Annotated in this window: 7 protein-coding genes; all 7 read left to right on the top strand. The window is 72.4% G+C overall.

What is annotated here, in order from left to right:
* A partial coding sequence (locus tag VKG64_10750; GenBank protein HKB25522.1) for an ABC transporter ATP-binding protein occupies positions 1-1,729 on the top strand: 1,729 nt, incomplete at its 5' end.
* On the top strand, positions 1,696-2,055 hold the full coding sequence (locus VKG64_10745; GenBank protein ID HKB25521.1) for an MGMT family protein: 360 nt from the start codon (positions 1,696-1,698) through the stop codon (positions 2,053-2,055). The genes VKG64_10750 and VKG64_10745, both read left to right, overlap by 34 nt.
* Positions 2,052-3,071: an LLM class F420-dependent oxidoreductase gene (locus VKG64_10740; GenBank protein ID HKB25520.1), complete on the top strand. Its 1,020-nt coding sequence runs from the start codon at positions 2,052-2,054 to the stop codon at positions 3,069-3,071. Before VKG64_10745 ends, VKG64_10740 begins: the two co-directional genes overlap by 4 nt.
* 24 nt (positions 3,072-3,095) lie before the next feature.
* A complete protein-coding gene (locus VKG64_10735) occupies positions 3,096-3,857 on the top strand; it encodes an SDR family oxidoreductase (protein ID HKB25519.1) in 762 nt (253 codons plus the stop codon).
* Positions 3,854-4,786, top strand: coding sequence for a hypothetical protein (locus VKG64_10730; GenBank protein HKB25518.1), 933 nt, complete (start codon positions 3,854-3,856; stop codon positions 4,784-4,786). The genes VKG64_10735 and VKG64_10730 overlap by 4 nt, the downstream gene beginning before the upstream one ends.
* Complete coding sequence (locus VKG64_10725; protein HKB25517.1) at positions 4,681-5,253, top strand: peroxiredoxin family protein; 573 nt, start codon at positions 4,681-4,683, stop codon at positions 5,251-5,253. The genes VKG64_10730 and VKG64_10725 overlap by 106 nt, the downstream gene beginning before the upstream one ends.
* 941 nt (positions 5,254-6,194) lie before the next feature.
* A partial coding sequence (locus VKG64_10720) for a CDP-paratose 2-epimerase (protein HKB25516.1) occupies positions 6,195-6,419 on the top strand: 225 nt, incomplete at its 3' end.

Here is a 6,419-nt window from a genome sequence, read left to right as displayed (position 1 = left end):
CCGCCTCTGGCGGGCGGCGCGGCCCCACCGCGCGCTCATCGTCGGCTCCTCGCTCCTCTTTCCGGTGATCGCCGTCGCGGAGCTCGCCCAGCCCTACCTCCTCAAGATCGCGATCGACGAGCACATCCTGAAATCGGACTGGCTCGGCCTGGGCTGGATCGCGGGCCTCTACGTGGGCGTGCTGGCGCTCCTCTACGCGTGCCGGTGGCTCGAGGCCTACCTGATGCAGCTCACCGGCCAGCTCGTGATCCACGACCTCCGCCGCCTGGTCTTCACGCACCTCCTGCGGCTCGAGGCCGCCTTCTTCGACCGGAACCCGGTCGGGCGGCTCATGACGCGCGTCCTCAATGACGTCGAGGCGGTGAGCGAGGCGTTCACGAGCGGGCTCTTCGCCGTGGTCGCCGACGTGATCACGCTGGCGGGCGTCGTCGCCGTGATGCTCTGGATCGACTGGCACCTGGCGCTCGTCACCTTCTCCATCGTCCCGGTGCTGTTCGTCGCGGCCGCGTACTTCCGGCTCCGCGCGCGCGACGCCTACCGCCGCGTGCGCCAGCACCTCGCCCACCTGAACGCGGTCCTCCAGGAGTCGCTCCAGGGGATGACGGTCATCCAGCTGTTCGCGCGCGAGCGCCACGAGTACGCGGGCTTCCGCCACGCCAGCGCCGCGTACCGGCGGGCCCTCTTCGGCTCGACCGTCTACGAGGCCCTGCTCTACGCCTCGGTCGAGGCGCTCGGCTCGATCGCGCTCGCGCTCCTGATCTGGTACGGCGGCGGCGGGATCGTCGCGGGCACGGTCACCTTCGGCGCGCTGGTCGCGTTCATCCAGTACACCAACCGGTTCTTCCTGCCGATCCGCGACCTCGGCGCGAAGTACACGGTCATGCAGGCGGCGATGGCGTCCGCGGAGCGGATCTTCGGTCTCCTCGATCGTGCGCCGGCGATCGTGTCGCCCGCCGGGGCGTCGCCGCGCGCCGCCGCCGGACGCCGCGCGTCGTCGGTCGAGCTCGCCGGCGTCTGGTTCGCGTACGCGGGCGAGGAGTGGGTCCTCGCCGACTGCGCCTTCCGCGTCGCGCTGGGCGAGCGCGTGGCGCTCGTCGGCGCGACGGGCGAGGGGAAGTCCACGTGCGCGCGGCTCCTGAACCGGTCGTACGACGTCGCGCAGGGCCGGGTGCTCGTGGACGGCGTGGACGTGCGCGAGTGGGACCTCGTGAGCCTCCGACGCCACGTGGGCATCGTCTTCCAGGACGCGCTCCTCTTCACCGGGACGATCGAGGAGAACCTGCGCTTGAGCGCCGACGGCGCGCTCCCGGCCGCGGAGCTCCACCGCGCCGTCGAGGCGGCGCGCGCCGCGGGCTTCGTCGCGACGCTCCCGCGCGGGCTCGGCGAGGTGCTGACCGAGCGCGGCGGCAACGTGTCGCACGGACAGCGCCAGCTGCTGGCCATCGCGCGGGCGCTCGTGTACAATCCGGCCGTTCTCGTGCTGGACGAAGCGACGTCGAGCGTCGATCCGGAGTCCGAGGCGCTCATTCGGCAGGCGATGGCGGGGCTCATGCAGGAGCGGACCAGCATCACGATCGCCCACCGCCTCTCGACGGTCCAGAACGCCGACCGGATCCTCGTCCTGCATCGCGGCCGGATCCACGAGGAGGGCAGCCACGCCGATCTCCTGAGGCTCGGCGGGCTCTACGCGCGCCTGTGGGAGCTCGGAGCCGGATCGCCGCCGGCCTAGCGTTCCGGCGCGCGGTGTACCGCCTCGTCCGGCAGATCCCGCGCGGGTGCGTGGCCACGTACGGTCAGCTCGCGGCGCTCCTCCGGCGGCCCCGCGCTGCGCGCGCGGTGGGCCGGGCGCTCCGGGGGTGTCCGGGCGACCTGCCGTGGCACCGCGTGGTGAACGCGCGGGGCGGGATCAGCCGGCGGGCGCGCGCCGCCAGCATGCTGACGCAGCGGATCCTCCTGGAGCAGGAGGGTGTCGCCTTTCGCCGGGGCCGCGTGGTCCTTCGCGCCCACCGCTGGCAGCGGCGGCGCATGGCTCGGACGTGGGGAGGATGCGGATGAAGCTCGCGCTCACCCTCAACTACTCGGGCGCCCGGATGTCCCTCGACATGGAAAAGATCCTCGAGCTCGAGCGCCTCGGCTACGACTCCGTCTGGTCCGCGGAGTCCTACGGCTCGGACGCCGTGACGCCGGTCGCCTGGATCGCGGCCCGCACGACGCGCTTGCACGTGGGCACCGGGATCATGCAGATGGCCGGCCGCACGCCGGCGGCCACGGCGATGACGGCGATGACCCTCGACGCGCTCTCCGGCGGGCGCTTCCGTCTCGGCCTCGGCGTCTCGGGGCCGCAGGTCGTCGAGGGCTGGCACGGCCAGGCCTTCGGCAAGCCGCTCGTGCGCACGCGCGAGTACGTCGAGATCGTCCGCGCGATCTTCCGGCGCGAGAAGTCGCTCGAGTACCGTGGCGAGTACTACCAGATCCCCTACGCCGGCCCGGACGCGACGGGCCTCGGGAAGCCGCTCAAGTCCATCCTCCACGGGCGGGCGGACCTGCCGATCTACCTCGCCGCGATCGGGCCGAAGAACGTCGCCCTGGCCGCGGAGATCGCCGACGGCTGGATCCCGACGTTCTTCTCCGCGCGCCGGATGCCGATGTTCAGGGAGTGGCTCGACGAGGGCTTCCGGCGGGCGGGGCGGTCCGGCGCCGGCTTCGACGTCATGCCGATGGTGGCGGTCGTCGTGGGCGACGACGTGGCCGCGTGCCGCCAGCCGGTCAAGGCGAAGCTCGCGCTGTACGTCGGCGGCATGGGCGCGCGGGGCCGGAACTTCTACAACGACCTCGCCCGGCGCTACGGCTACGAGGCGGCCGCGAAGACGATCCAGGACCTCTACCTCGCGGGCCGGAAGGCCGAGGCGGAGGCCGCGGTGCCCGACGCGTTCGTCGACGAGGTCGCGCTCTGCGGGCCGCGCGAGCGGATCCGCGAGCGCCTGGCCGAGTGGACGTCCTCGGGGGTCACCACCCTGATGGTCGCCGGCGACGGTCTGGCGGCGCGGACGATGGCCGAACTCCTCCTCTAGCGTCGGGCACTTGGGAGGGCAATCATGAGACTCGACGGGAAGGTCGCCGTGATCACGGGAGCAGGCTCGGGCATCGGAGCCGCGACGGCGCTCGCGATGGCGCGCGAGGGGGCGCGCGTGGTCGTCGCCGACATCAACGAGATGGCCGCCAAGGCGGTCGTCGAGCAGATCGAGAAGGCCGGGGGCCGGGCGCTGACGGTGCGCGCCGACGTCACGCGGGGCGCCGACAACCAACTGATGGTCGAGAAGGCGGTCGCCACCTGGGGGGCGCTGGACATCTTCGTCGCGAACGCGGGCGTGCCCCAGTTCCCGGCGCCGATCGAGTCGCAGGACGAGGCCATCTTCGACAGGATCTTCGCCGTCAACGTCAAGGGCGTCTGGCTCGGAGCGAAGTACGCGCTCGCCGTCATGAAGAAGCAGAAGCGGGGCGTGTTCCTCGTCACCGCGTCCACCGCCGCCATCCGGCCCCGTCCGGGCGGGCAGACCTACGCCGCCTCGAAGGGCGCGGTCGTGACGCTGACGAAGAGCCTCGCGCTCGAGTGCGCGCCCTACGGGGTGCGCGTCGTCGCCATCGCGCCCGTGGCGACCGAGACGCCCATGCTCGCGACCTTCATGGGCAAGAAGGAAGTGGACGCGGAGGGGATGGCCCGCTACATCGCGACCGTGCCGCTCGGCCGGCTCAACAAGCCCGACGACCTGGCCCACGCCGCCGTGTTCCTCGCCTCCGACGAGGCGGCGATGATCACGGGCGCGTGCCTCGAGGTCGACGGCGGTCGCTGTATTTGAAAATCGTTCCGCTCGCCGCCGAGTCGCTCGGCGTGCGCTCGATGGCGACCTACGTCGAGGTCGGGCAGACGAGGGTCCTCATCGATCCCGGCGCGACCCTCGCGCCCGCGCGTTTCAACCTGCCGCCCTCGGACGAGGAGTGGGAGGCGCTGCGCCGGGCGAACGACCGCATCTCGGCCTACGCCGCCCGCGCGGACCTCGTCTTCGTGAGCCACTACCACGAGGACCACTTCCGCTCCGACCCGGCGACGTACGCCGGGCGCGCGGTGCTGGTGAAGGACCCGCGGCGGATGATCGCCGGCCTCCAGGCGCGGCGCGCGGCCGAGCTCTGGGCGGCGCTCGGCCCGGTCGCGCGTGTCCAGAGCGCCGACGGATCCCGACGGCGGACGCTCGACCTCGAGCTCAGCGTGTCCCCGCCGCTCCCGCACGGCGCCGACGGGACGCGGCTCGGGTACGTCCTCGTGCTCACGCTGACCGACCCGGCGGAGCGCGACCGGTTCGTGTTCGCGTCCGACGTGCAGGGGCCGCTCTCGCCCGTCGCCGCGGCGTACCTGATCCAGGAGCGGCCGACGCTCCTCTACCTCTCGGGCCCGCCGTCCTATATCGAGCGGGAGCTCGGCGCCGCGGTCGTCGAGCGGGGGATCGAGAACCTGCTGCGCGTCCTCGACGCCACGGGCTGCCGCGTCATCATGGACCATCACGCCCTCCGCGACACGCGCTTCGCCGAGCGGTTCGCGCGGCTCTGGGAGACGGGCGCCGTCGTGACGGCGGCGGGGTACCTGGGCCTCGCCGACGCGCCGCTCGAGTCGCGCCGGCACCGCGCGTGGGCGGCGGTGCGGAAGCCGCCGGCGCCCGCGGGGCGCGCGGGCGAGCGTGCTATCATGACGCGCGCACCGAGACGGTTCGCGAAAGGGGGATCGAACACGTGAGCACGGAGAACAAGACCCTCAACGTGGGGGACGCGGCGCCCGAGTTCACGCTGAAGACCATCGGGCTCAAGGAGGTGAGCCTGAAGGACTTCCGCGGGAAGAACGTGGTGCTGCTGTTCTACCCGCTGGACTGGACGCCGGGCTGAAGCACCTGCATGCCCGCCTTCGACAAGCGCGTGAGCGACTTTCAGGCGGCCAATACCCAGGTGCTGGGTATCAGTACCGACAGCCCCTTCAGCCACGAGAACTGGGCCAAGGCGGTCGGCATCAGCCACTACCCGCTCCTCTCCGACGTCCAGCGCTCGGTCGCCAGGGACTACGGCGTCTACTGGCCCGACTGGAACGCCAACGTGCGCGCGACGTTCATCGTCGACGGGCAGGGGAAGGTCCGCTTCACGGAGCGCTACGGCAAGGGTGAGCTGCCCCAGCCCGACAAGATCCTCGCCGAGGTCCGGAAGGTCGGCTAAGCGTCGCCGGCACGGCGAGGGAGCGCCTCGCCGTGCCGGGTCGTGAGCGCGACGCCGGCCAGCACGCACGCCGTCCCGAAGATCTGCCAGAGCCCGATCCCCTCGCCGAGGAGCGCCGCCGAGCCCGATGCCGACGAGGGGCTGGAGGTTCATGAACACCGCCGAGCGGCTCGGTCCCACCACCTCGACGGCGCGGTACCACCACACGTGGGCCACCGCACCGATCAGGCCCTGATAGAGCACGACGGCCCAGGCGGTGGACGAGGAAAGGCGCGGCGCCGGGTAGAGCGGGGCGACGACGAGCGCGGTGGGCAGGATCATCATGGTCCCCACGAGGTAGGCGCCGGTCGTCGCGAGGGCGGGCGAGAGCGTCCCGAGGACGCGCTTGCCGTAGACCGTGTAGACCGACCAGCCCATGAGCGTCGCGAGCGTGATGAAGTCGCCGCCGTGGAGCTCCTCGAGCCTGAGCGCCGCGAGCCGCCCCTTGGTCACGACGAGCAGCACGCCGAAGGCCGACACGGCCGCGCCGGCCCACTGGACGGGGCGGAGGCGCTCGCCGAGGTAGACGCGCGCGGTCAGCGCCACCATCACGGGCGACGCCGCCTGGAGGATCACCGCGTTCCCCGCGGTCGTGTAGTAGTACGCGACGTAGCTCCACTGCGTCGAGGCCCAGATCCCCGCGAAGCCGAGGACGAGGAAGACGCGCACCGCGCGCGGCGAGAGGCCGCGGAGCGCGTCCGCCCCCGCGCGGGTGAGCAGCCACGCGGGGAAGCACGAGGCGACGGTGCAGCGCACGGCCGCCAGGAAGAACGGCGGGAAGTCCTCGAGCGCGAGCTTGCCGGTCGCGGGATAGCTGCCCCACAAGGCCGCGATCGCGACGAGCGCGCCGTACGCGCGCGTTTGACTGAGTGGGGGCACCTGCCTATCATAAGCCGCGCGTCATGGCGGACCACATCCTCGAATCGCGCGTGTGGCTCGCCCGACCGCGCGTCGAGGTGTTCGCGTTCTTCGCCGATCCCGCGAATCTCCCGCGGCTCGCACCGCCCGCCCTCCGCCTGCGTCTCCTCGCGCCGCCGGCGCCGATGCGGGCGGGGAGCGTCTACGACTTCCGCGTGGCGTGGCTCGGCGTGCCGCTGCGCTGGCGGGCGTTCATCCGCGAGTTCGAC

Source organism: Candidatus Methylomirabilota bacterium (assembly GCA_035260325.1).
Classification (GTDB): domain Bacteria; phylum Methylomirabilota; class Methylomirabilia; order Rokubacteriales; family CSP1-6; genus AR19.
The sequence above is the reverse complement of the archived record's forward strand: the minus strand, read 5'-3'. Positions and strand labels throughout refer to the sequence as shown.